We start from the raw sequence: 20,753 nt of genomic DNA, 5'->3' as shown, positions 1-20,753 counted from the left end.
GCCTACCGCGTCAGTCAACCCCACCGACCGACTACGGGCCCGCCGAAACGGGAAGACGAACGGCGGGCGGCGGCGGAGTTTCGAACTTTTTTGCTACCTTTACGACATGAAAATACAGAAGAAACAAGCCATCGGCGAAAACCTGCTCTACCTGATGGTGTGGTCGGCCATCATCCTGGTGCCGGTCCTCAACTCGCTGATGATGGCCGAACTGCACGTCAGTTTCGAGAACGTGCTGATAGCCTGGCGCCAGATTTCACCCTATCTGCTCATCTTCTTCGTGCACAACACGATACTGGCACCGCGCTACATGCTGCGCCACAAATACTGGAAATACATTGCGGGCAACCTCCTGCTGATACTGGGCATCTTCACCCCGGTCTACTTCTTCACCGACCTGCCCGAAGCCGCGCTTCTGCCCGAGAACGAACTCCACGGCGTGTCGTTCTCGAATCTGAAAATGTACTGGAACGTAGTGCTGGCCCTCTTCATGAACGGCGCCAACTCGGCCATCAAGCTGATGTACCAGTCGATTCGCGACGAACAGCACATGGAAGCGCTCAAGCAGCAGAACCTGCAGGCCGAAATGGACTATCTGAAGTACCAGATCAACCCACACTTCTTCATGAACACGCTCAACAACATCCATGCGCTGATCGACATAGACCCCGAATGCGCCAAGAACGCCGTCATCGAACTCTCCAAAATGATGCGCTACGTGCTCTACGATTCGGGCCGCGAACGCATCTCGCTCGAACACGACATGCAGTTTCTGATGAACTACATCGAACTGATGCGCATACGCTACACCGACGCCATCGACATCCGGGTCGAATATCCGCGCGACCTCTCGGCGCAGGTGTCGATTCCGCCGCTGCTGCTGATCGTCTTCGTGGAAAACGCGTTCAAGCACGGAGTGAGCTACAACCGCCCGTCGTTCATCCACCTGCGGGTGGGCTACGACGACGACAAGGTGCTGGCGACCATCGCCAACAGCCGCCACTCCGCCCGCGACGTGCGCCACAAGGCCGGAATCGGGCTGGAAAACGTCCACAAGCGTCTCGACCTGATTTACGGCCGCAAGGGCTACACGCTCGACATCCGCGAAGAACCCGACACCTACACCGTCAAACTCGTAATCCCCGCCCTCCATGCTTAAATGTATCGCCATCGACGACGAGCCGCTGGCCCTGCGCCAGATTGCGGCCTACATAGCCAAGCTGCCCTATCTGCAGCTGGCCGCCTCGTGCAACAACGCCCTCGAAGCCCAGCAGCTGCTGGCCGCACAGCCCGTCGACCTGATTTTCGTGGACATCAACATGCCCGACCTCAACGGCGTGGAGTTCGTCCGCTCGCTCACCGAACGGCCGATGGTCATCTTCACCACGGCCTACTCGGAATATGCCATCGACGGATTCAAGCTCGACGCCGTAGACTACCTGCTCAAGCCGTTCGGCTTCTCCGAATTCAGCCGGGCCGCGGCCAAGGCCAATTCGCTCCACGAACTGCGGCGCAACCAGCGCGAAGCCGCACCGGAGCCGACGCCCGAAGCGGAACCCAAGGACAAGGAATACATATCGGTGAAAGCCGACTACAAGGTGTCGCTGGTGCGCATCGCCGACATCGTCTACCTCGAAAGCGAGGGCGAATACGTGCGGATGCACCTCGCCGACGGCACGGCCATCACCACGCTGTTCCGGCTCAAGAACATGGAGGCGGCGCTGCCCGCCGACCAATTCATGCGCGTGCACCGCTCCTACATCGTCAACCTGCGGTGCATCAAATCCTACGTAAAGGGACGTATCTTTCTGAGCGACACGGAGTACGTGCCCATCGGCGAGAACTACAAGGAGACGTTCCAGCACTACATAGACACCAATTTCAAGAATCTATAAATCCACGGACAGATCGGGAAAACCCGGCAGCTGAGCGTAGCGCCCGTCGCGGTGTTCCCAGCAGAAGTGGCGCAGCCCGTTGGTGAGGACAATCCACCGCGCACCGAGCACCGAATTGTAGCGCATGGCCTGCGCCAGCGTCCGCTCGGTAATCGGCACGTCGGGCGCCTTGCACTCGGCGAGCAGAAGCGGCTCGCCGTGGTCGCCCACGACGACGACGTCGGCCCGCTGGGGCTGCCCGTTGAGCGCCACGGCATGCTCCTCGACGATACGCTTGGCCAACACGCCGCACGCCGAGACGAGGTAGGCGATCAGATGCTGCCGCACCCACTCCTCGGGCGTGAGCACCAGATAGATGCCCCGCAGGCCGTCCCAAATCTCGACCGCATCGCCGCGGCGCCGCGCCCGCAGACGGACGGGCGGGAAATTCAGATGCGGCATGCCGGGGTTTCCGGGGGCGGAAGAATTCATGAAAGCGCTTTTTTGCATGCGCAAGATAGCGATTATTTGACGAATAATGCACATGCGGCACGGAATTTCGTCCGCCTGCGAAACGCACTTTTCGGCCCCGACCTTTCGATTTTCACCGAATATATACTACCTTCGTAGCGAAAACCGCCCGGCCGACGGCCCGGGACAAGAGACGACGATTATGCGAAAGATGCTTTCGACATGGATGGCGCTGGTCCTCTGCGGCACGCTCGGCGCACAGGAATACACCCCCTCGCAGGGGCTCGAACTGCCGCGCGGACATGTGGCGCCCTGCCCGACGCGCGAAGAAGCTGCGGCGGCCGCGGGCCGGAACAACCGCTATTTCACACGGATCGACGGCTGGAACCGCGAGGGCGGCCGCTTCACGGCCCGGTTCACCGTTCCGTTCGCATGGGCCAACCGGCAAGTGCTGCTGCATGTGGACCACGCCTCGGGCGACTACGAGGTGCGGGTCAACGGACGGGCGGCGGCCCGCAACAGCAACGGCAGCGCGCCTGCCGAATACAACCTCACGCGGCTGGTGCACGAAGGGGCCAACACGCTCGAAATCGAACTGCTGCAACCCTCGGCCACGGCGGCGCTCGAAAGTTGGCAGGAATCGCCTGCGCCGACGCTGGGCGACGCGTGGCTCATGAGCCCGCCGACGATGTACGTCCGCGACGTGCTGGTCAAGAACAGCCGCGCCCGGGCCACGGACGATTTTCTGACGGCCGAAGTGGGCATCGTGGTCAAGACAGCGGCCCTCAACCCGCGCACCTCGCGCATCTACTACGAACTGCTTGCGCCGGACGGAACCACGGCGGCCATCGGCCACAACGACATGACGCTCGACATGCGCCGCGAAGACACGCTCCGCTTCCTGGCCCGCATCCCCGACACCCTGCAATGGAACGCCGCCAGCCCGGTGCGCTACACGCTGCGGCTGAAAACCCGCCACGAAGGACGCGACGTCGAACACCTGGAATTCCACCTCGGGTTCCGGACGGCGGAAACCACCGCCAACGGGCGGCTACTGGTCAACGGGCAGCCTGTCGCACTGCGGGTGCGCGAGGTACGACCGGACATCGGCACCGACGAAATCGAAGCGCTGCGCGACCAGGGCTACAACACACTGCGCCTGCTGCCGGGGGCGGCGAACGAATCGCTCTACGACACCTGCGACAGCTTAGGCGTCTATCTGATAGTCACGGCCCCCGTCGACACCCGCCGAAGCGGACTTTCGCGCCGCAAAGGAGGCAACCCGTCGAACGACCCGGCCTGGCAAGGCGCCTACATCGAACGGGCCGAAGCCGCCTACCACACGGCCAAACGCCATCCGTCGGTCATCGGCTTCGCGCTGGCCCGCCAATCGGCCAACGGAATCAACCTCTACGAAACCTATCTGCACATGAAGCGTTTCGACGAGACCCGGCCGTTCGTCTATCCCGACGCCGAGGGCGAATGGAATAGCGACCGCCTGCTGACCGAATAGACGGCAACGGGAAGTTTTTGCAAAAAAATCGGCATTTTTTTTGGAGTTTTCAAAATTATCCGTACCTTTGCACTCGCAATCGGATAACGATTGATGCCTCTTTAGCTCAGTTGGTAGAGCACGACACTCTTAATGTTGGGGTCCAGGGTTCGAGCCCCTGAGGGGGTACGAAGCGAGAATCGAAAGGTTCTCGCTTTTTTCGTACAATCTGCGGATGTTTCCAGGCCTGGCGCGCGCCACTCTTCCCTTGCAGCATACAACAAAAAAGGAGTTCTTTTGCAAAAGAACTCCTTTCAACTATTTTAGAAAGCCCTATCCCAAATACGACTTCAGTAACTTGGAGCGGGACGAATGGCGGAGGCGGCGGATGGCCTTCTCCTTAATCTGTCTTACGCGCTCGCGCGTGAGGTCGAACTTCTCGCCGATCTCCTCGAGCGTCATCTCGGAACACCCGATGCCGAAGAAATACTTGATGATGTCGCGCTCGCGCTCGGTCAGCGTCTCCAACGCCCGGTCGACCTCGGTCGAAAGCGACTCGTTGATGAGCCCGCGGTCGGCATTGGGCGAATCGGGGTTGACCAGGACATCCAACAGCGAATTGTCCTCGCCGTCGGCGAACGGAGCGTCGACCGAGACATGGCGCCCTGCGACACGAAGCGTATCGGTCACCTTTTCCTTGGGCAGCTCCAGCTCGTTGGCCAGCTCCTCGGGCGACGGCGTGCGCTCGTGCTCCTGCTCGAAACGGGCGAACGCCTTGTTGATTTTGTTGAGCGACCCGACCTGGTTGAGCGGCAGGCGCACGATACGCGACTGCTCGGCCAGCGCCTGCAAAATCGACTGCCGGATCCACCACACGGCGTAGGAAATGAACTTGAAACCGCGTGTTTCGTCGAACTTCTCGGCAGCCTTGATAAGCCCGAGGTTGCCCTCGTTGATAAGGTCGGGCAGACTGAGCCCCTGGTTCTGGTATTGCTTGGCGACGGAAACCACGAAGCGCAGATTGGCCTTGGTGAGCTTTTCGAGCGCTTCCTGGTCCCCTTTCTTGATTCGTTGGGCGAGTTCCACCTCCTCCTCGACCGTGATGAGCTCCTCCTTGCCGATCTCCTGCAGATACTTGTCCAGCGAGGCGCTTTCGCGGTTGGTGATGGATTTCGTAATTTTTAACTGACGCATGTTTTATCCTGTGTATGTTTCTTCCATTTTATTACGACCCGCCCGCCGAAGCTATTCGACCAGCACGTAGCTGGCGGCCCGGCCGTCGGGATAGATGCCGTCGATGGACCGCACCTTGTCGCTCAGCCGGCGCATGTCGGAGAGCGAACGGACCGCCTTGTCGTTGATGTGCGTGATGACGAATCCCTGCTTCACGCGCGCCCGGGCCAATATGCCGTCGGCCTTGACCCCCACGACCTGCACGCCGCCCCGGATTTCGAGCTGGCGGCAGAGTTTCTCGCCCGCATCCTGGAACTTGCCGCCCAGGGTCTCGACCACGTCGACGTCCTCGCGGGAGAGGAGTTCGGGTTTGTCAGCCTTATTACGCAAAGTGACCTCGAATTGTTTCACCTTGCCGTCTCTTTTTACCGACAAAAGGACCTTGTCGTTGGGCCGGTGGCGGGCGATCTGCTCCTGGAGCGTCGCCGAAGAGGTCAGCGCCACGCCGTCGATGTCCAGCACGACATCGCCCTTGCGGATGCCCGCCTCGGAAGCGGCACCGCCCTCGGTCACTCCGGCCACGTAGACACCGCCGATTTCACTGATGCCCAGCTCCTTGCCCTCGTTGTCGATGAAATCCTGGTCGACAGGGCGGAACATGATGCCCAGCATCGCCCGCTGCACGAACCCGTATTCCTTGAGGTCGACCACGACCTTGCGAACAATGGCTTCGGGGATAGCGAACGAATAGCCTATGTAGCTGCCCGTCTGCGACTTGATAAGCGTATTGATGCCCACCAGCTCGCCGTGGGTGTTGACCAGCGCACCGCCCGAATTACCGGGATTCACGGCCGCATCGGTCTGGATGAACGATTCGATGCTGAAATCGTTGGGGATGGCCCCCAGGTTGCGCGCCTTGGCGCTGACGATGCCCGCCGTGATGGTCGACTGGAGGTCGAACGGCGAACCGATGGCCAGCACCCATTCACCCAAGCGCAGGGCGTCGGACGAACCGAAAGCCAGCGTAGGAAGTTCCGTGGCGTCGATTTTCAGCAGCGCCACGTCGGTTGCCGAATCCTTGCCGACGAGCGTGGCGTCGAACGCCCGGCCGTCGTTGAGCTTCACGCGCAACTTGGTGGCGCCGTCGACCACATGGTTGTTGGTCACCACATAGCCGTCGGACGAAATGATGACGCCCGAACCGCCCGCACGCTGCTCGCGATACTGGGGCTCGCCATTGCCGCGCGAACGCTCCTGCGGGAACCCGAAAAACTCCAGGAACGGGTCGTAGCCGAACTGCCCGCGCCGGGGTACCTCGACCTGCTGAATGGCCTCGATATTGACCACCGCCTTGACCGCGTTCTCGGCGGCATAGGTGAGGTCGGGATACTGCCCCGCCTCGTAAGCGGCGAAATGCGCCCCGAGGGCCGGGGTCCGCTCGACCTCGCGCTCGACGTACTCGACCTGCGCACCGCGTCCGGCCTCGGCGACGGCCCAGGCCGACACACCGCCGGAAACGGCAGCGGCCGCAACAACTCCCAAAAACAAAAGTGCCTTTTTCATAATCGAATGATGGTTTGAATTATTCGTAGGCGATCTTTATCATAGGCAAAAACGATGTTCGTGCAGGACAAACGCGCGCTGCGACGGAAATAGTATATAAGGAAAGGGCGAAATTCAGTATTAACCGCCCGAAATGCGGCAAGAAAACCGGGAGCCGTTGAAAAGGCTCCCGATTCTGCGTTACAGGCCGAATTCGCGGCGGATGTCGTCGACGGCATCGAGCCGCTCCCAACCGAAGAACTCGATTTCGCGCTCGACCTCGCGGCCGTTCTCCCACACCCGTTCCACCTTTTTATAAGGACGGTTTCCGAAATGGCCGTAAGAAGCCGTCGCCTCGAAAATCGGGTTCTTGAGCCCGAACCGCTTGACGATGGCGGCGGGCCGCAGGTCGAACAGCTTGCCGATGCGGCGGGCGATTTCGCTGTCGGTCATCCCCTCCAGCGCCTTGGGACGCGGCGAGCGGTAGGTATCGACGTAAATCGAAAGCGGCTCGGCGATGCCGATGGCATACGAAAGTTCCACAAGCACCTCGTCGGCCACCCCGGCTGCCACCAAGTTCTTGGCGATATGGCGGGCGGCATAGGCGGCCGAACGGTCGACCTTGGACGAATCCTTGCCCGAGAAAGCACCGCCGCCGTGGGCGCCGCGGCCGCCGTAGGTGTCGACGATGATTTTGCGCCCCGTGAGCCCCGTATCGCCGTGCGGGCCGCCGATGACGAACTTGCCCGTCGGGTTGACGTGGAGGATGTAATCGTCGCCGATAAGCTCGGCGAGCTTATCGCCGGCACGCTCCAAGCGAGCCTTGACGCGCGGAATGAGGATGGTGCGGACGTCGTCGCGAATCTGTTCCTGCATCCGCCGTTCGGCCTCCTGCTCGGAAATGCCGTCGCCGGGCTTGATGAACTCGTCGTGCTGGGTCGAAACGACGATGGTGTTGACCCGCACGGGCCGTCCCGTCTGCTCGTCGTACTCGATGGTGACCTGCGACTTGGAATCGGGACGCAGGTAAGTCATCGTCCTGCCCTCGCGCCGGATGACGGCCAGCTCCTTGAGAATGACATGCGAGAGAATCAGCGTGGCGGGCATCAGCTCGCGGGTCTCGTTGCAGGCATAGCCGAACATGATGCCCTGGTCGCCTGCGCCCTGCTGCTGCTCGTCGCCGCGCTCGACACCCTGGTTGATGTCGGACGACTGCTCGTGGATGGCCGAGAGAATACCGCACGAATTGCAGTCGAACTGGTACTCGCTCTTGGTATAGCCGATGCGCTCGATGACACGGCGCGCCACGCCCTGCACGTCGACGTATGCTTCGGAGCGCACCTCGCCCGCAACAACCACCAGCCCGGTGGTACAAAGCGTCTCGCACGCAACCTTGGAATTGGAATCGCGACGCAGGAATTCGTCGAGAATGGCGTCGGAAATCTGATCCGAAACCTTGTCGGGGTGCCCCTCGGACACCGACTCCGATGTAAACAGAAAACCCATTGTTATACGTTTTTGTGGACCGCCCCGAGGCAGTCCGGTTATCGGTATAAAATGGGAAAAATTGGCTGTTTGGGAAATAAAAAACGAGCTGTTTTAGCGATTTTTTATTGTGGTTTGCAATCAGTCAAATCTTTCCACATTTCCCCGCCTTCCGGCTTGGGACCGCAAAGATAGCAATAATAAAATAAAAAGAAAAGAAGAGAGGATTAAAAATCACGATTCAGAATTATTCGGCCTTTCCTCGTCGCTGCGCTCAGAACGACAGCGCAGAGACAAAACAACTATGGGCAGCGGACAAAAGTCCGCCACCCATAGTCTACGCCACCCGGAGCCTTACGCCGCGGGCCTTGTCGGCCTCGACGACCACGGTGTCGCCCTCGTGGAGCTGTCCGTCGATGATGAGCGCCGAAAGCGGGTCTTCGACATGGTCCATCAGCGTGCGCTTGAGCGAGCGGACGCCATAGCGCTGTTCGTAGCCCATCGACGCCAGCCGGCGCTTGGCGCAGTCGGTGATCTTCACGTTGTAGCCCAGCCGGCGCGTCCGTGCGAAAAGGCCCTCCAGCTCCAGCTCGATGATCCGCTCGACGTCGCATTCCTCCAGCGTGCGGAAAACCACGATGTCGTCGATGCGGTTCAGGAACTCCGGCGCGAAGGTCTGCTCCAGCGCCTTGCGATACTCTATCTGCGGCGCCACGGTCTCCACGGCGCTCTTGGAGGTGGTGCTGTAACCCACCTGCACCTGCTTCTGCGCGGCGGCCCGCGAACCCACGTTGGAGGTCATGATGATAATCGTGTTGCGGAAATCGACCTTGCGGCCCGAACCGTCGGTCAGGTGCCCCTCGTCGAAAAGCTGCAACAAAGTGTTGAAGACCTCGGGATGGGCCTTTTCGATTTCGTCGAACAGCACCACCGAGTAGGGACGGCGGCGCACCGCTTCGGTCAGCTGCCCGCCCTCGCCGTAGCCGACGTAGCCCGGGGGCGAGCCTATCAGCCGCGCAACGTTGTGCTTCTCGCTGTACTCGCTCATGTCGATACGGATCAGCCCCATGCGCTCGTCGAAGAGCCACTTGGAAACCTCCTTGGCCAGGAGGGTCTTGCCCACGCCCGTGGGACCCACGAAGAGGAAGACACCGATAGGACGGTGCTCGTCCTTGAGCCCGGCGCGCGAACGGCGGATCGTGCGCGAAATCTTTTCGACCGCATCCTGCTGCCCCACGACGCGGCCCGACAGGTGGTCGCAGAGGGTGCGGAGCCGCCCGGCCTCGCCGTCGGTGACCCGTTCGGCGGGAATGCCCGTCATGACGGTGATGACCTCGCGGATGTCCTCCTCGGTAATCTCCGCAGGATTGGTTTCGAGCGAACGCCGCCACTCCGAACGCGTCTCGTCGATTTTGGAGCGGAGCGCAATTTCGCGCATGCGGGCCGAAGCGGCCTTGTCATAGGCCATCGCCCCGACCGCTTCGCGCCGCTCGCGCTGCACGTCGCCGACGGCCGTCTCCATGCGGCGCAGCTCGTCGGGCTCGCAGGCCGAACGCAGATGCACGCGCGACCCGGCCTCGTCCAACACGTCGATCGCCTTGTCGGGGAAAAAGCGGTCGGTGATGTAACGCTCCGTCAGCGCCACGCAGGCCCGCAAGGCCCCGTCGGTATAGCGCACCTTGTGGTGCTGCTCGTAGTGGGGCGCGATGTTGCGCAGGATGGCGAGCGTCTGCTCGGCCGTGGTCGGTTCGACCACCACCTTCTGGAACCGGCGTTCGAGGGCCGAATCGCTCTCGATGTTCTCGCGGTACTCGTCGAGCGTCGTGGCCCCGATGGTCTGGAGTTCGCCGCGCGCAAGGGCGGGTTTGAGGATGTTGGCCGTATCGAGACTGCCCTGCGTAGACCCGGCGCCGACGATGGTGTGGATTTCGTCGATGAAGATAATCGTATCCTTGGCCTTGCGCAGTTCATCCAACAGCTGCTGCATCCGCTCCTCGAATTCGCCGCGGAACTTGGTCCCGGCCACGAGCGACGAGACGTCGAGCGAAAACAGCGTCTTGCCGGCGATGGTATAGGGCACCTTTCCGGCGGCGATGCGCAGGGCCAGCCCCTCGACGATGGCGCTTTTACCCACACCGGCCTCGCCGATGAGGATGGGATTGTTCTTCTTGCGGCGCGAGAGAATCTGCACCACGCGCTCGATCTCCTCCTCGCGCCCGACGACGGGGTCGATGCGCCCCTCGCGGGCCATGCGCGTGAGGTTGACCCCGAACTTGTCGAGCAGGTGCGGCTCGTCCTTGGGCTCGGGCCGGCTGTCCGCCGAGAAATCGAGCATCTGCACCTGGATGCCGGAGCGGAAGTCGTCGGCGACGGCGAACTTCTGCAAATCGGCCGCGATGATTTCGGCCGTGACGCCGTACATCTCCAGCACGCGGGCCGTAATGGTCTGCGTGTCGGCCGCGATAAGCCGCAAGGCATGAATCGTCGAAATACTGCGCACGGCCCCCGACTTCTCGCACAGCTCCTCGCGGAAAGCGCGGAAGAACGTTTCGGGGTCGAGCTCCTCCGCGGGCTGCGCAGCGGCGATTTCGTGTTCGATGCGAAGACGTATCTGGTACACCTCCCAGTCCTTGAGACGCGACGAGAGGAGCTGGAAAGCCAGCGATCCCTCCTCGCGCAGCAATTCTACGGCCAGGCGGTCCTTGAGCGAATGGGTGATGCCCGCTTTAGCGGTGTCGAACGCCGCGCGAGCAAGGACGCTTTCGAGCGTCTTGGAAATTTTCATCTGCATGTTGCGTCGTTTTTGGTTGAATTCGCAGGAAAAACGCCGCGCAAAGGCCCTTTATTGTATGGGGCGGGAGCGTCGCGGATACGGTCCGGACGGATGCGCTGAACGTGCGCGGGTTACGGCCGAAAAGCCCACGAAGAAAAAAAAGCAGCCGCAGATGCTGGACGCAGCGCACGGAGAGGCCATCCGCACGGTAGGTGCCGCTGAGCGGGCCCACGCTGGCCGACCAGAAGACCAGACGGCCCACGTAGAGACTGCCCGCGTAATTGGACGAGGAAGACCAGGAACTGCCCCCGGTGCCGACACTCGTCAAGGCTCCCGACTCACGGGCGCGGTAGCCCGCAGCAGACGCTGAAGCAATCGCTCGGATGAATGACAGAAAAATGAATAATGAATAGTTAATAAGGAATAATTGGCAAAGACATGAAAAAGCAATTATTCACTATTCATTGTTAATTATTCATTAACCCAAGTTTTCTGCCAGACTGGGGTGCACAGCTGACGGCAGTTAAAACGTTTCAGCAAGTTGTTAAAACGTTTCAACAACAACACCGCCAGCGGATTGCTGAATCTGCGTGGCCACGCTGGCAGGCACCCCTTACGATAAGACGAAAAAAGGTAGCCGAAATGAGCCGTAACCCATGCCACTCCGGACCAAAACTGCCTGAATCTATGAAGTGAAAAACGATTTGCGGATGAACCGCCCGGCTATTTCGCCGGGACGACGTTGGCGAGAATGGTATCGGTGAGGGCACGGATGATGGAACTCTTCACATAGGTGCGCCGCACGGCGATGGCAATCTTGCGCGAAGTAGCCCCCTTGGCCAGCGTCTTCAGCCGGTCGCGCCGGTCGGCGGGGATATACTCGACGGCCATTTCGGGAATGATGGTCAGGCACGACGTGCAGTCGACGATGCGCATGAGCGTGTCGAGCGACCCCGACTCGAACGAATAACGGGCGGGCAGCCCGCGGCGCGCCTGGCACAGCTCGATGATCTGGTCGCGCATGCAGTTGCCGGGACTGAGGATGACCAGGTCCTTGAGGTCGATGTCCTCGATGCGGACGTTCTGCCGCTCGTAGAGCGGATTTTCGGGCGAGACGTAAGCGAAAAAACGGTCGTTGAACAACTCCTGCTCCAGGATGCCCTCGCCGCAGGTGCCGCTGGCGACCAGCGCGGCGTCGATGCGGTCGCGCTTGAGCGCCTCGATGATGTCGGCCGTGACCATCTCGGAAATCTCCAGCTCGACCTTGGGAAAATCGCGCACGAACGCGGGGATGAACTTGTGGAGCAGGTAGGGCGCGATAGTCGGAATGACGCCCAGCCGCAGCTTGCCCGCCGTTTCGCCCTTGAGCTCGGCCACAGCCTCCTTGATATAATTGTAGGCCGAAAGGGTCTGCCGGGCCTGCTCCAAAACCACCTCGCCCGCCTCGGTGGGGATGACGGGCTTTTTGGAACGGTCGAGCAGCACCACGCCCAGCTCCTCTTCGAGCGACTTGATCTGCATGCTCAGCGAAGGCTGGGTGACGAAACAATGTTCGGCGGCCTGCGAAAAACTGCCGCAGTTGGCCACGGCGAGGAGGTATTCGAGCTGAATGATAGTCATAATAACGGTTTATTCCGACATGCAAAAGTATAAAAAAAAACGATATTCATCAACTTTATTAGGCCGCGCGCGCGGATTTTCGTAAGTTTGCGCAGATAAACCGCGCCGGAAAGGGTTCGGAGCGGGATATTCCCGACACAAACGAAGACTATGGGCAAAATCATACTGACGGGCGACCGCCCCACGGGGCGTCTCCACCTGGGCCACTACGTAGGCTCGCTGCGCCGCCGCGTGGAGTTGCAGAACTCGGGCGAATTCGAGAAGATATTCATCATGATCGCCGATGCGCAGGCGCTGACCGACAATGCCGACAACCCCGAGAAAGTGCGGCAGAACGTCATCGAAGTAGCGCTTGACTATCTGTCGGCGGGCCTCGACCCCGAGCGCTCGACGCTGTTCGTCCAGTCGCAGGTGCCGCAGCTGTGCGAACTGGCGTTCTACTACATGAACCTGGTGACCGTGCAGCGCTTGCAGCGCAATCCGACGGTCAAGGCCGAAATCCAGCTGCGCGGATTCTCGGAAAACACTACCGAGGGCGACACGACCCAACGCCAGGGCATTCCGGCAGGCTTCTTCACCTACCCCATCAGCCAGGCAGCGGACATCACGGCGTTCGGCGCGACGACCGTACCGGCGGGCGAAGACCAGGAACCGATGATCGAACAGACGCGCGAAATCGTCCATAAATTCAACTCGACCTACGGCCCGACGCTGGTGGAGCCCGAAATCCTGTTGCCGGACAACGCGGCGTGCATGCGTCTGCCGGGCACCGACGGCAAAGCCAAGATGTCCAAATCGCTGGGCAACTGCATCTACCTGTCGGACACGGCCGACGAAGTGAAGAAAAAGGTGATGGGCATGTACACCGACCCGGACCACCTGCGTGTCGAAGACCCCGGCAAAGTCGAGGGCAACACGGTATTCACCTACCTGGACGCGTTCTGCCGCCCGGAACATTTTGCGGCCTACCTGCCCGAATATGCGTCGCTCGACGAACTGAAAGCCCACTACCGCCGGGGCGGACTGGGCGACGTGAAGGTCAAACGGCTGCTGATTGCGGTGCTCAACGAAGTGCTCGACCCCATCCGCGAACGCCGCCGCCACTACGAAGCCCGCATCGGCGAAGTCTACGCGATGCTGGAGGAGGGCTCGCGCAAAGCCCGCGAAGCCGCGGCCGCAACGCTCGACGATGTCCGCGAAGCCATGAAAATCAACTACTTCGACGACAAGGAACTGATAGCGGCGCAGACACAGGCGTTTGCGGAGAAAATTAAAAATCAAGAATGAAAAATTAAAAATTCCCGTCTCTGAAAATACCTGCCGCGAGGAGAGCTGCCCGCAAAATCCGTACATGAATCCGGCTCCCGACCGAGGAGGGTGACCTGCGGACTGCGGCCCTTGCAACACACAGGAAACGACCGACTGCGATTTTCGATTCTTAATTTTTCATTTTTAATTCCGGCAAGCATGCGTCTGCGCACCGAACGAATCTACACCTACTTCCTGCACCTGACACGCAGGCTCTCGACGCGGCAAATCATGATGCTGCTGGCGGTGCTGGTGGGTGTGCTGGCCGGCGTGGCGACCTATCTATTCGAGATGCTGCTCTACGCCATCAAGGGCGGGCTGACGCGTTGGTTCCCGGTCGAAAGCGCCCATCTGCTGTTCCTGATTTATCCGGCGGTCGGCATCATCCTGGCCTCGCTGTTCGTCAAATATGTCGTCCGCGACAACATTTCCGAGGGGGTGACGCGCGTATTGCAGGCCATGTCGCGCAAGAATTCGCGCATCGCCCGCCACAACTGCTGGACTTCGCTGGTGGGCGGCGCCACGACCATCGGCTTCGGCGGCTCGGTAGGCCCCGAGGCCCCCATCGTGCTGACGGGAGCCGCCATCGGCTCGAACGTGGGCAAGCTGTTCCGCCTCAACTACAAACACACCACCCTGCTGCTCTGCTGCGGCGCCGGAGCGGCCATCGCGGCCATCTTCAAGGCCCCGATAACGGGCATCGTCTTCGTGCTGGAAATCCTGATGCTCGACATCACCGCCGCCTCGGTCATCCCGCTGCTGATAGCCTCCATCACCGCCACGACCATGGCTTTCATCCTGCGCGACTTCGACCCCATTCTGGCCGTGACGCTGCGGCCCGAAGACGCGTTCGAGCTGTGGCAGATTCCGCTCTTCATCGTGCTGGGCATCTGCTGCGGACTGATGGCGTGGTACTTCACGTCGATGAATTCGCGCGTAGGCACGTTCTTCAAGGGGCTCGACAAGCAGTACAAGAAATGGATTGCGGGCGGCGCGGTGCTGGGCATTCTGATTTTCATCTTCCCGCCGCTCTACGGCGAGGGCTACGAGGGAATGACCGCGCTGATGCACGGCCACCCCGAAGAACTCTTCGACAGCTCGCTTTTCTACCGCTTCCGCAACATGGACTGGGTGGCGATTCTGTTCGTCGTGGCAATCATGTTCTTCAAGGTCATCGCCATGTCGGCCACCAATGCGGCGGGCGGCGTGGGCGGAACGTTCGCCCCGTCGCTGTTCGTCGGAGCCTTCACGGGCGCGGCCCTGGCGCTGACGTGCAACGCGCTGTTCGACTGGCACGTGTCGCTCGTGTCGTTCACGCTCGTGGGAATGGCCGGCGTCATGGCAGGCGTCATGAACGCCCCGCTGACCTCGATATTCCTTATCGCCGAACTCTCCAACGGCTACGGGCTTTTCATCCCGCTGATGATTACGGCCTGCATCGCCTTTGCGGTGGGCTACTGGCTTGACCCCGACTCGATCTACACCAAGCAGCTGCGCCTGCGGGGCGAACTGCTCACCCACGACAAGGACCAGTCGGTGTTCGTCTTTCTGAAACTCGACTCTCTGATGGAGACCGACTTCATCCGCATCCGCCAGCGCATGACCCTGGGCGACCTGGTGCACATCATCTCCACGGCACGCCGCAACATATTTCCGGTCATCGACGAATTCGGACGCCTGCTGGGCGTGGTGCAGCTCGACGACCTGCGCGAAGACATGTTCAAGCGCGAGAAATACGGCCACCCCATAACGGACTACATGATCCAGCCGCCCGACCGGATTCTGGAACACGAAACCGTGCAGAGCATCCTGCCCAAATTCGAGGACAAACACACGTGGATGCTGCCCGTGGTCGACAAGCAGGGGCGCTACTTGGGCTTCATCTCCAAGTCGCGCATACTGAACGCCTACCGCGAACAGCTGGTCCGCATCCAACAATAAAGAGATGATATTTCCGAAAATACGCGTACTGCACAGCCACGGCAGGCAGGCGATTCCCGACCTGGACGCCGTGGAACTGACCCCCGAATTCCGGGGACGGCCCGTGCTGACCTCCACCGACGACCTCGCCGAACTCGAACAGGCCGCGGCCATCTGCCCCACGGGCGCCATCACGACGGCGCCGTTCACGCTCGACCTCGGGCGCTGCGTCTTCTGCGGCGAATGCGCCCGCCGGGCCCCGCGCAACATCCGCTTCACGAACGACTACCGCATAGGCTCGCCCACGCGCGAGGGGCTGGTCATGCACCCGGGGCAGGAACGGGTGGAATTCGACCCTGCGGCCGTGCGGCCCGAAGTGCGCCGCTGTTTCGGCCGTGCGCTGCAACTGCGCGAAGTCTCGGCGGGCGGCGACGCGTCGGTCGAAATGGAACTGGGCGCCACGGGCAACGTCAACTTCGACTTCGGCCGCTACGGCGTAGGCTTCACCGCCTCGCCGCGCCATGCCGACGGCGTAGTCGTGTCGGGCCCGATAACGGCCAACATGGCCGAAGCGCTCGAAATCTGCTATGAAGCGGTGGCGGAACCCAAAATCGTGGTGGCCTGCGGCACCGACGCCTGCTCGGGCGGCCTGCTGGCCGGAAGCCGGGCGCTGGACCGCTCGTTCCTGGACCGCCATGCGGCCGACCTCTGGCTCCCGGGCGCCCCGACCCACCCGATGATTTTCATCGACGGCATCCGCACCCTCCTGGGCCACAAAACCCGCAAGTGACATGCAACGGCTGCCCATCATCTTCGGCACGTTCTTCAAAATCGGACTTTTCACCTTCGGCGGCGGCTACGCCATGATTCCGCTCATCGAACAGGAGGTCATCGACCGCCGGGGATGGGTCGAACGGCGCGAATTTCTGGACCTGCTGACCCTGGCCCAATCGGTGCCGGGCCCCATAGCGGTCAACACGGCGGTCTTCGTGGGCTACCGCATACGCGGCCTGCGGGGCGCGCTGGCGGCGCTGACGGGGACGATTCTGCCCTCGTTCACCATCATCCTGCTGATAGCGCTTTTCTTCGCCGACATCCGGCAGAACCCGGTCGTGGACGCGGCGTTCAAGGGGATGCGCCCGGCGGTGGTGGCGCTTATCATCGGCCCGGTCATCTCGCTGGCGCGGGGCATGCACTGGACCATGTTCGCCGTAATCGCGGCGGCCGCGCTGGCCATCTGGGGGCTGGGCTGGTCGCCCATCTATGTGCTGGCGGGCGCGGCCGTAGCGGGCATGGCGTGGGAACTGGCCGCGGCTCACAGGAAAGGAGGCACCCGATGATAGTGCTGTGGCAACTTTTCGTCAGCTATCTGAAAATCGGATTCTTCGGATTCGGCGGCGGCTACGCGATGCTGTCGCTTATCCAGAACGAAGTGGTCGTGCAGCACGGCTGGATGACCAACGCCCAATTCGCCGACATCGTGGCCGTGTCGCAGATAACGCCGGGACCCATCGCCATCAACTCGGCGACCTACGTAGGCTATACGGTGGGCTTGCAGACGGGCCACACGTGGTGCGGCATCCTCGGCTCGGTCATCGCCACGCTGGCGGTGTGCCTGCCGTCGCTGACGCTGATGATGCTGGTGGCGCGCTTCTTCCTGAAACTCAAGGGAAACCGCTGGGTCGAGGGGGCCATGCGGGGCATGCGGCCTGTGGTCATCGGCATGATTGCGGCCGCGGCGCTGCTGCTGATATTCCCCCGCAGCGACAACCCCGACGACCTCAACTTCATCGACGGCTGGAGCTGGGCGCTGTTCGGCGCCGTCTTCGTCGGCTCGTGGCGCAAGGTCAACCCGATTCTGCTGATATGCCTTTCGGCCGCGGCGGGAATAGGGATTTACTATCTGTTTTAGGCCTTGCTAAAACGTTTTAGCAAGGCGGGGATAAGGTGTCTTCTGAGCGAGAGCGAACCGACGAACGCAACATGACATTCTGCCGTTATTCCGAACGCAGTTAAGAATCTTTTCGCCCGTCTGCAGTCCACTCGCGGGCCCGGCTGGGGCGGTCGCGCGTAAGCGCGAGCCGGGCGCCGCGCAGGGCTATTTCACCGAATAATTAATAGTAAATAATTGCGGCATATGTCCGAAACATCTGTACAGGCACAATTATAGATTCTTCGCTTCGCTGAGAATGACAAGCGATTACGATGGAACCTTTCACCTGTAAGCCCTTTTCGAGGGCTTGACTTTGCTCCCGCTCGGCATAATCTACCTATGGTAGCTTCTGCCCTCGCTTACTCGCAAAGTTCACCTTGTAAACCGATAGTAAGTGCCCAAGGGCAGCTGCTTGCCGGCGCGGTCGGAGAAACAAAGCTCGCCCCACTGCTCGTCGCGCGGAGCACCGAAAGCCTGCCGCACGGCCGTGCGGGCCAGCGTGGACGAAAGCCCCATCGAATAGAGGTTGAGCACCAGAAAGGCCCCAGCAGGTTCCAGCAACTGCGCGCAACATTCGAGCATCTCGCAGATGTTGTCCTCCAAAATCCATTTTTCGCCGTTGGCACCGCGCCCGTAGGCCGGAGGGTCGAGGATGATGCCGTGGTAGCGGTTGCCGCGCCGGACCTCGCGCTGCACGAACCGGAGCGCATCTTCGACAATCCACCGCACGCCGTCCAACCCGCTGGTCTCCATGTTCTCGCGCGCCCACGTGACGACCTGCCGCACCGAATCGACATGCGTGGTCTCGGCCCCTGCGGCCCGGGCCGCCAAGGTGGCGCCGCCCGTATAGGCGAACAGATTCAGCACGCGCGGCCGCACGCCCCCGCTCTTCAGACGCAGGCAGCTGTCGTAGATGAAATCCCAGTTGGCCGCCTGCTCGGGGAAGATGCCCACGTGTTTGAACGACGTGAGCCCCAGCCGCATGCGCAGCTCCGTACTGCCGAGCCGATACCCCACCGACCAGCGGTCGGGAACGCCGGGCCGCAGCCGCCACTCGCCCCGCTCGTCGCTGCGGGCGTCGCGCAGGAAAGCGGCATCGGCCCGCTCCCACTCCCCGGACGGGAGCGACGGCCGCCAGATGGCCTGCGGCTCGGGACGCCGCGTGACGAAACGACCGAAGCGTTCGAGCTTCTCGAAATGGCCGGTGTCGATGAGTTCGTAGTCCCCGAAAAGGGGTGTGAGTTGTTCCTGCATATGTTTTATTTATGGGCAGCTCCGAGAGCCATGCGTTATTTTTCGGCCGCTATCAACTTCATCTCGCAATGCGCGCAGTCGAACTCCAACCGGTAACGCTGCGCACCGTGCTCTATATAAAGGTCGCCCTGCAGCCGCGGCCGCTCGCGCAGGCACTCGCCGATTTCGCGGCGGATGCAGTAGGCCGACCGCATGACGCACCGCCCCTCGAACGAAGGCGCCAGCTCCAGCGGCGGCTCGACATGCTGCACCCCGTGGTCGCGGTAAAAGGCTTCGGCAAGGCGGTTGGTCACATTCTCCTCGGCGGTCACCGTCGGCGACGGATAGCGGGCCGCGGGATTCTCGGGCAGGATACGATGACTGCGGGGACGGGCCGCACGCGCCTGCAACAGCTTTTCGAGCCCCTCGCGCCGCAACTCGGCCACCAGCGACGCCGGAACGAAGCGTTCCCCGCCGACCACCTCGACCCCGCCGACCGCGAAAATCGTATCGCCGCTCCGTGCCGCCTGCGTGCGGATGGCCGCCGCATTGGCATCGGGATTTTTGGCCGCGGCGAACTCTGCCGCACGCCCTACCTCCGCGGAAATGCCCTCGCAATCGGTAAAAACCAACCGGATGCCGGACGCCGTGACCTCGACTAAAGCCGTGACAGGTATTGCCCGGCGCATACGGCTGGCCGACAGCAGCTTGTTGAACCGATGGTCGTAATTGCGGAAGATTTCGGTCCCCGGCGCGATGCCGTCCATCCGGTTGGGCTCGACGCGCGGCCCCTCGGCGGCGTTGACATGGGTACCGACCAACTCGCCGTCCCGCACGAAACAGATGCCGTCGCCGGGCGCCAAATCGGCCGGGCGCTCCAACCGGAACCCCTTGGGCCCGACCTGCGCGACGCGGCCGATGCGCTCGCCGACCGACTTGGGCGTGTCGAACGACGCGACGCCCGCCCGCCTGCCGTCGAAGAAGAACTGCGATTCGCCGCGGGTGAAACTCTTGGAGGGGTCGGGCGCGAAATCGGGAATGCTCTCCCCCACCGACGACCGCCGCAGCCCGGGCCGCGCAGCCAACGCCTGGTCCACGGCCTGCCGATAGGCGGCCACGACGTTACGAATATAATTGACATCCTTGAGCCGCCCCTCGATTTTGAGCGAAGTGACGCCCGCGTCGAGCAAGTCGCCGATGCGCTGCGACAGATTCATGTCGCGCACCGACAGCAGATGCCTGGATTTCAGATAGGTATGTCCGGCCCCGTCGGTCAGGTCCCACGGCAGGCGGCAAGGCTGGCTGCATGCCCCGCGGTTGCCGCTGCGCCCGGAGACCGAACGCGAGAGGAAACAACGGCCGCTGTAACCCACGCAGATGGCGCCGTGGACGAAACATTCGACCTCGGCGTCGGTCGCGGCGCAGACGGCGCGGATTTCGTCGAGCGACAAGGCCCGTTCGAGGATGACGCGGGCGAACCCCGCCTCGCCGAGGAACCGGGCCATTGCAGGCGTACGGACCGAAACCTGCGTCGATGCGTGCAGCTCGACGGGCAGATTCATCCGCCGCAAAGCCATGTCCTGCACGATGAGGGCATCGACCCCGGCGGCGATCAGCTCGCGGGCCTGCGCCTCGGCATCCTCCAACTCACTGTCCCACAACAATGTATTGAGCGTGGCGTGGACCCGGACGCCGAACCGATGGGCGTAGTCCGCCACGCGTGCAATCTCTCCGACGTCGTTGCCGGCGGCCTGCCGCGCCCCGAACCGGGCGCCGCCGATATAGACGGCGTCGGCCCCGCTGTCGACGGCCGCGACGGCGGAAAGGTAATCTTTGGCCGGAGCCAACAACTCGACGGTTTTCACGCAGGGAGGAATTTTTAGCAAAATTACGATAAAATCCGGAATAAGTTTTATAATTTTGCGATTC

At 61.7% G+C, this 20,753-nt stretch carries 16 protein-coding genes and 1 tRNA gene; 9 read left to right on the top strand and 8 right to left on the bottom strand.

Annotated elements, in window-relative coordinates:
- The first annotated feature begins 106 nt into the window (after positions 1 to 106).
- Complete coding sequence (locus tag NFR47_RS05875; RefSeq protein WP_251214638.1) at positions 107 to 1,159, top strand: sensor histidine kinase; 1,053 nt, start codon at positions 107 to 109, stop codon at positions 1,157 to 1,159.
- Positions 1,152 to 1,895 (top strand): LytR/AlgR family response regulator transcription factor, encoded by a 744-nt coding sequence (locus tag NFR47_RS05870; RefSeq protein ID WP_251214637.1) that lies wholly within the window; start codon positions 1,152 to 1,154, stop codon positions 1,893 to 1,895. The genes NFR47_RS05875 and NFR47_RS05870 overlap by 8 nt, the downstream gene beginning before the upstream one ends.
- Here the strand turns inward: NFR47_RS05870 and NFR47_RS05865 are convergent.
- Positions 1,890 to 2,366 carry a type I restriction enzyme HsdR N-terminal domain-containing protein gene (locus NFR47_RS05865; protein ID WP_251214636.1) on the bottom strand — a complete coding sequence of 159 codons (477 nt, stop codon included), beginning with the start codon at positions 2,364 to 2,366 and terminating at the stop codon, positions 1,890 to 1,892. The genes NFR47_RS05870 and NFR47_RS05865 overlap by 6 nt on opposite strands.
- Positions 2,367 to 2,547: 181 nt before the next feature.
- Between NFR47_RS05865 and NFR47_RS05860 the strand changes: the two genes are divergently transcribed.
- Both NFR47_RS05860 and NFR47_RS05855 read left to right on the top strand, forming a co-directional pair.
- Positions 2,548 to 3,858, top strand: coding sequence for a glycoside hydrolase family 2 TIM barrel-domain containing protein (locus NFR47_RS05860; protein ID WP_251214635.1), 1,311 nt, complete (start codon positions 2,548 to 2,550; stop codon positions 3,856 to 3,858).
- A gap of 95 nt (positions 3,859 to 3,953) precedes the next feature.
- A tRNA-Lys gene (locus tag NFR47_RS05855) sits at positions 3,954 to 4,026 on the top strand.
- 144 nt (positions 4,027 to 4,170) lie between these two features.
- Here the strand turns inward: NFR47_RS05855 and NFR47_RS05850 are convergent.
- From NFR47_RS05850 to NFR47_RS05830, 5 genes are all read right to left on the bottom strand, one after another.
- Entirely contained in the window at positions 4,171 to 5,031 is an 861-nt protein-coding gene (locus NFR47_RS05850; RefSeq protein ID WP_004328839.1) for a sigma-70 family RNA polymerase sigma factor, read from the bottom strand.
- 51 nt (positions 5,032 to 5,082) lie between these two features.
- Positions 5,083 to 6,573, bottom strand: a complete 1,491-nt coding sequence (locus NFR47_RS05845; RefSeq protein WP_251214634.1) for a Do family serine endopeptidase — start codon at positions 6,571 to 6,573, stop codon at positions 5,083 to 5,085.
- Positions 6,574 to 6,753: 180 nt separating this feature from the next.
- Entirely contained in the window at positions 6,754 to 8,058 is a 1,305-nt protein-coding gene (metK, locus tag NFR47_RS05840; protein WP_251214633.1) for a methionine adenosyltransferase, read from the bottom strand.
- 316 nt (positions 8,059 to 8,374) lie between these two features.
- Positions 8,375 to 10,828 carry an ATP-dependent Clp protease ATP-binding subunit gene (locus NFR47_RS05835; RefSeq protein ID WP_251214632.1) on the bottom strand — a complete coding sequence of 818 codons (2,454 nt, stop codon included), beginning with the start codon at positions 10,826 to 10,828 and terminating at the stop codon, positions 8,375 to 8,377.
- 705 nt (positions 10,829 to 11,533) lie between these two features.
- A complete protein-coding gene (locus NFR47_RS05830) occupies positions 11,534 to 12,430 on the bottom strand; it encodes a hydrogen peroxide-inducible genes activator (protein ID WP_251214631.1) in 897 nt (298 codons plus the stop codon).
- A 150-nt stretch (positions 12,431 to 12,580) separates the two neighbouring features.
- Between NFR47_RS05830 and trpS the strand changes: the two genes are divergently transcribed.
- The 5 genes from trpS to NFR47_RS05805 all read left to right on the top strand — a co-directional run bounded on the left by trpS (position 12,581) and on the right by NFR47_RS05805 (position 17,570).
- The gene (gene trpS, locus NFR47_RS05825; protein WP_251214630.1) at positions 12,581 to 13,717 is read left to right on the top strand and encodes a tryptophan--tRNA ligase; all 1,137 of its coding nucleotides are present in this window, start codon (positions 12,581 to 12,583) and stop codon (positions 13,715 to 13,717) included.
- A gap of 180 nt (positions 13,718 to 13,897) precedes the next feature.
- Positions 13,898 to 15,679 (top strand): chloride channel protein, encoded by a 1,782-nt coding sequence (locus NFR47_RS05820; RefSeq protein WP_251214629.1) that lies wholly within the window; start codon positions 13,898 to 13,900, stop codon positions 15,677 to 15,679.
- A 4-nt stretch (positions 15,680 to 15,683) separates the two neighbouring features.
- Positions 15,684 to 16,448, top strand: coding sequence for an NADH-quinone oxidoreductase subunit B family protein (locus NFR47_RS05815; RefSeq protein WP_251214628.1), 765 nt, complete (start codon positions 15,684 to 15,686; stop codon positions 16,446 to 16,448).
- A 1-nt stretch (position 16,449) separates the two neighbouring features.
- The gene (locus NFR47_RS05810; protein WP_251214627.1) at positions 16,450 to 16,998 is read left to right on the top strand and encodes a chromate transporter; all 549 of its coding nucleotides are present in this window, start codon (positions 16,450 to 16,452) and stop codon (positions 16,996 to 16,998) included.
- On the top strand, positions 16,998 to 17,570 hold the full coding sequence (locus tag NFR47_RS05805) for a chromate transporter (RefSeq protein WP_251214703.1): 573 nt from the start codon (positions 16,998 to 17,000) through the stop codon (positions 17,568 to 17,570). The genes NFR47_RS05810 and NFR47_RS05805 overlap by 1 nt, the downstream gene beginning before the upstream one ends.
- A 393-nt stretch (positions 17,571 to 17,963) precedes the next feature.
- Here NFR47_RS05805 and NFR47_RS05800 read toward each other — a convergent pair whose 3' ends face one another.
- Positions 17,964 to 18,845: a class I SAM-dependent methyltransferase gene (locus NFR47_RS05800; protein WP_251214626.1), complete on the bottom strand. Its 882-nt coding sequence runs from the start codon at positions 18,843 to 18,845 to the stop codon at positions 17,964 to 17,966.
- Positions 18,846 to 18,880: 35 nt separating this feature from the next.
- Positions 18,881 to 20,689, bottom strand: a complete 1,809-nt coding sequence (locus NFR47_RS05795) for a peptidase U32 family protein (protein ID WP_251214625.1) — start codon at positions 20,687 to 20,689, stop codon at positions 18,881 to 18,883.
- Between the last annotated feature and the right edge of the window lie 64 nt (positions 20,690 to 20,753).

Source organism: Alistipes muris (assembly GCF_943193205.1).
Classification (GTDB): domain Bacteria; phylum Bacteroidota; class Bacteroidia; order Bacteroidales; family Rikenellaceae; genus Alistipes; species Alistipes muris.
The sequence above is the reverse complement of the archived record's forward strand: the minus strand, read 5'-3'. Positions and strand labels throughout refer to the sequence as shown.